Source organism: Mesorhizobium sp. M2A.F.Ca.ET.039.01.1.1, from assembly GCF_003998035.1.
In the GTDB taxonomy this organism is placed as follows: domain Bacteria; phylum Pseudomonadota; class Alphaproteobacteria; order Rhizobiales; family Rhizobiaceae; genus Mesorhizobium.
In genome coordinates, this window is record NZ_RZRY01000547.1 from 1 (window position 1) to 4351 (window position 4351).

Annotated in this window: 6 protein-coding genes; 3 read left to right on the top strand and 3 right to left on the bottom strand. The window is 65.4% G+C overall.

Annotation, left to right across the window (positions count from 1 at the left end; all coding sequences use genetic code 11):
* Positions 1-3 precede the first annotated feature (3 nt).
* From EOA24_RS28875 to msrA, 3 genes are all read left to right on the top strand, one after another.
* Positions 4-690, top strand: coding sequence for a DUF1223 domain-containing protein (locus EOA24_RS28875; protein ID WP_126080286.1), 687 nt, complete (start codon positions 4-6; stop codon positions 688-690).
* An 87-nt stretch (positions 691-777) separates the two neighbouring features.
* A complete protein-coding gene (locus tag EOA24_RS28880) occupies positions 778-1083 on the top strand; it encodes a hypothetical protein (RefSeq protein ID WP_126080285.1) in 306 nt (101 codons plus the stop codon).
* 334 nt (positions 1084-1417) lie between these two features.
* A complete protein-coding gene (gene msrA / locus EOA24_RS28885; RefSeq protein WP_126080284.1) occupies positions 1418-2155 on the top strand; it encodes a peptide-methionine (S)-S-oxide reductase MsrA in 738 nt (245 codons plus the stop codon).
* A gap of 582 nt (positions 2156-2737) precedes the next feature.
* Here msrA and EOA24_RS28890 read toward each other — a convergent pair.
* The 3 genes from EOA24_RS28890 to EOA24_RS28900 all read right to left on the bottom strand — a co-directional run bounded on the left by EOA24_RS28890 (position 2738) and on the right by EOA24_RS28900 (position 4159).
* A complete protein-coding gene (locus tag EOA24_RS28890) occupies positions 2738-3109 on the bottom strand; it encodes a hypothetical protein (protein WP_126080283.1) in 372 nt (123 codons plus the stop codon).
* Positions 3110-3313: 204 nt separating this feature from the next.
* A complete protein-coding gene (locus tag EOA24_RS28895) occupies positions 3314-3685 on the bottom strand; it encodes an endonuclease domain-containing protein (protein WP_126080282.1) in 372 nt (123 codons plus the stop codon).
* 126 nt (positions 3686-3811) lie between these two features.
* A complete protein-coding gene (locus tag EOA24_RS28900) occupies positions 3812-4159 on the bottom strand; it encodes a hypothetical protein (RefSeq protein WP_126080281.1) in 348 nt (115 codons plus the stop codon).
* Between the last annotated feature and the right edge of the window lie 192 nt (positions 4160-4351).

Below are 4351 nucleotides of genomic sequence, written 5' to 3' on the forward strand. Positions count from 1 at the left end.
CCCATGACCGGATTGAAGACGAGCCTGCGCGCCGGCGCGATGCTCGCGGCCACCATCGGCGCCGCGGCCGCCCAGCCGCTGACCGTGGTCGAGCTGTTCACCAGCCAGGGCTGCTCGTCCTGCCCGCCGGCCAACGCCAACCTGATCAAGGTCAAGGACCAGCCGGGTGTGCTGGCGCTGTCGTTCAACGTCACCTATTGGGACTATCTCGGCTGGAAGGACACCTTCGGCCGCAAGGAATTCACCGATCGCCAGGTGACCTATGAGCCGCCGCTCGGCCGCGACGGGCCGTTCACGCCGCAGGTGGTGGTGAATGGCAGCCATGACGCCGTGGGCGCGGCGCCGGGCGAGATCCAGGGCCTCATCGCCAACAGCGGCCACCCGCAGGGTCCGGAGCTTTTGCTTGGGCCGGGCAAGGTCAGCATCGGCGCCGGCAAGGCGCCCGGCGGCGGCGCCGACATCTGGCTGGTGCGTTACAACAGAGGCGTCGTCGAGGTGCCGGTGGCGCGCGGCGAGAACACCGGCCGCACGCTGCCGCACGCCAATGTCGTGCATGCGCTGACAAGGCTCGGCAGCTGGAACGGCGACGCAACGACGCTGCCGCTGCCGGCGGCCAGCGGCGGCTTGGCCACCGCCGTGCTGGTGCAGGCGCCGCGCGGCGGGCCGATCCTGGCTGCCGCCGCCAACTGATTTTTCATTCCCTTTCGCGCGGGGCCGCATGGGCGGCAACGCTTCACCAAGGCCCGCATGCGCGCGCCAAACCAAGGAGACTATCTGATGACCAAGTTCCTCACGCTGCCGGCTCTGGCCCTCGCGCTTTCCGCCGCGGTCTTCGTTGCCGGCGCCCGCGCCGACGACACGACCAACGCCATGAAGCCCGCCAATGCCATGGCGACGGATGCGATGAAGCCAGCGACGGACGCGATGAAACCGGCCGACGCCATGAAGCCCGACGCGATGAGCACTGAGGCGATGAAGCCGACCACGGATGCCATGAAACCGGTGGATGCGATGAAGCCTGCAACCGACGCCATGAAGCCGGCGACGGACGCCATGAAGCCGGCGGATAGCACTGCTCAGTGAGGCTGAGCTCGCGGGGCAGCCGGCTTCGCAGCCAATCGCGAATGTCAGCGCTGGCCCCCGCTCCGTCTCGGCGCTGCGCGCCGATCCACCTCTCCCCCGCTTTGCGGGGGCGAGGAAACGCTAACCGCGAAGGGCGAGCAACGCCAATGAGCCACGGAGAGGCCTTCGCAAGCCTGGGTTCCTCGCCCCCGCCAAAGGTGGGGGAGAGGTGGCTCGGCGAAGCCGAGACGGAGAGGGGAGCGCCGCTGGCGATTACACGCCGCCGCACGGCAAAGTGAGAACCTCCCGATGGCTTCCTTCCTATATACTTAAGACAATTACAGGAGATCAGGACATGAACGGCATAAAGACAAAAGCCGCGCGGCCATTCTTCACCCGCGGCGCGCTTGCGGCGCTTGGCCTTGCGGCAGTCGCCGCGGCCGTCTTCTGGCAGAGCCCGGCCCGCTCGGCCGAGGACGCGGTGGTGATCCCGCCGCCGGCAATGGACGAGAAGGCGGCGAGCGGCACCAAGAAGGCGATCTTCGCCGGCGGCTGCTTCTGGGGCGTGCAGGGCGTCTTCCAGCACGTCAAGGGCGTCAGCAAGGCGGTCTCCGGCTATACAGGCGGCAGCGCCGAGAACGCCGTCTATGAGGTGGTCGGCACCGGCCGCACGGGCCATGCCGAATCCGTCGAGATCACCTACGACCCGTCGAAGGTCACCTACGGCCAGCTGCTGCAGGTCTATTTCTCGGTCGCGCACAACCCGACGCAGCTCAACTACCAGGGGCCGGATTCCGGCACGCAGTACCGCTCGACGATCTTCGCCGAGAATGACGAGCAGAAGAAGGTCGCCGAGAGCTACATCGCCCAGCTCGACAAGGCCAAGGTGTTTTCGAAGCCGATCGTCACCACGCTGGAAACCGGCAAGACCTTCTATCCGGCCGAGGATTATCATCAGGACTTCCTGACGCTGAACCCGACCTATCCCTATATCGTCTACAACGACCTGCCCAAGATCGAGAATCTCAAGGCGCTGTTCCCGCAGCTTTACAGCGAGAAGCCGGTGCTTGTGCTGGCCTCCAGCAAGAGCTGAGAGACCGTTTGGAAATTCTACTCCGGCGGCCATCTGCCGGCGGTTTCTGCGCTTCCGGTGCTCACGGACCTGATGTCCGCTCCGCTCCGGTTCTCGAAACCACCACCATATGACTCGCCGGAGCGAATTTCGAAACGGTCTCCGGGCCGGCCGGTTCCCGGCTTAGGGATATATGCGTGGCGGATGCCTAGGCGATTGGCCAAAGCCTACGCGAAGTCGCCATCCACGGGCGGAGCAAGGAGCGAAGCGACGCGCACAGACCCGAGGATCCATGCCGTGATTTCCGAGCGCCGCAAGGGTGCAGAATTCTGCTCTGATGCATCCTGCGCTCAAAGTCATGGCATGGATTCCAGGGTCTCCGCGACGCCGCTTCGCGGCTGCTCCGCCCAGGAATGACGAGGTTCGGGCGGCTTTGGCCAATCCCGGGCGGGCGGATGAGGGGCAGCGCCGGCGTCTGCAGTTTGAGCGCCGGCTGCCTGCCTTTGCCCAGGGTCGCGCCGTCAGCGCCACCCCTCATCCACCTGTGCCGGCACCTTCTCCCCGTGACCGGCCCACAGGGGGGAGAATCAGCAGCTTCGGCGTCTACTCCTCCAGGTCGATCTCCTCGGTCTGGCCGCCGCTGCAGGTGTAGCAGCAGTCCTCGCAGGATTCCTGATTGTTGGGGCCGACGCCCCAATAGGTGCTTTCGTCGCCGTCCACCCAGGCGCCGTAGCAGATCTTCTCGCCCTCGTTGCAGGAGATCGGCAGTTGCTTGGTCTCGCCGTCGTCGAGATAGAAATCCTTGCCGTCGCCCGGCCAGACATAGTCGCGGTCCTGGCTGTAGAGCTCGACGCGCATGGCGTTGGGATGGTTGTTCCTGATCTGGAAGGTGACGTCGCCGGCATGGGCGGCGGGCGCGATGAGGACGGCAAACGAAAGCGCGGCGGCGGCGCGGCGCGCGAAAGAGATGGACATGAGAACCCCCGAGACAGAATCGGCCCCCACGGCCGATGGCAGATGATGGCACGAGGCGTGGCGATGCCAAGGGGTGGGGAGGAAAATAGTGGGGTGAAATCTGGCGCGACCTCCTCCTTCTCCCCTTGTGGGAGAAGGTGGCTCGGCGCGCAGCGCCGAGACGGATGAGGGGTGCTCCAGCTTGGCGAAACCGCCTGAACCTCGCTAGCGCCAAGGCTCCAGACTTTGATCCCTAACATAAGCGATGATGGTATCGCACACCGCATCGAGTTCCTTCAGCACATCGTCGTTCCAGAACCGCAGCACGCGAAAGCCCCTGGCCTTCAATACGGCGTCGCGTTCCTGGTCATGCCGCGATTCCGCATGCTGGCTGCCGTCGATTTCGACGATGAGCCTGGCCTCGGCACAGACAAAGTCCGCCACGTATCGGCCCATCGGCACCTGCCGCTTGAACTTGATATTGTCGAGTCGCCGGCCGCGCAATTCTTGCCACAGGCGGTCTTCTGCCTCCGTAGGCTCGCGGCGCATAGAGCGGGCGAAATTGCGTTTGGTCGAGGTTACGGGTTGGTGCGGCATGGTGCGAGATTAGCCGGCCTTCGTGATTGCTCAAATATCCAGCGTTGCACTCCGCTGGAGCACCCCTCATCCGTCTCGGCGCTGCGCGCCGAGCCACCTTTTCCCACAAGGGGAGAAGGGGAAGAGCTACTCCGCCAGGTCCACCGTCTCTGTCGAATGCTCCACGCAGATGAAGCAGCAGGTGTCGCAGGGCTGGTCGTTGTCGGGGCCGACGCCGGCGCTGACGGAATCGTCGCCGTCCACCCAGGCGCCCCAGCAGATATGCTCGCCGGGCTCGCAGGAGATCGGCACGGATTTCTTCGCCTTCGGCCGGATCAGGAACACCTTGTCGCCGCCCGGCCAGACTTTCTGGCTGTCGCGGCTGAACAGCTCGAGCGCCACGCCGTCCGAGCGCTGGTTGCGCACGAAGACCGACATGTCGGCGGCGGCGGCCGGCGTGGTGAGGAGAAGGAGAGCGAGCAGAGCGCGAATCATGGCGAGGTCCCTGGGGGAGTAGAGCACGGGTGGAGGCGGGGCGCGACCTCCCCTTCCCCCCTTGTGCAGGGCTGTCCGGGGAAAGGTTCGGGTGAATCGAAATGCCGCATGTGCATGCCCCGTAAGACGGGGATTTTCCGTCTACCTTCTGGTTGTCGAGACTCAGAAAGGGAACGGGGCATGCGCTTTACG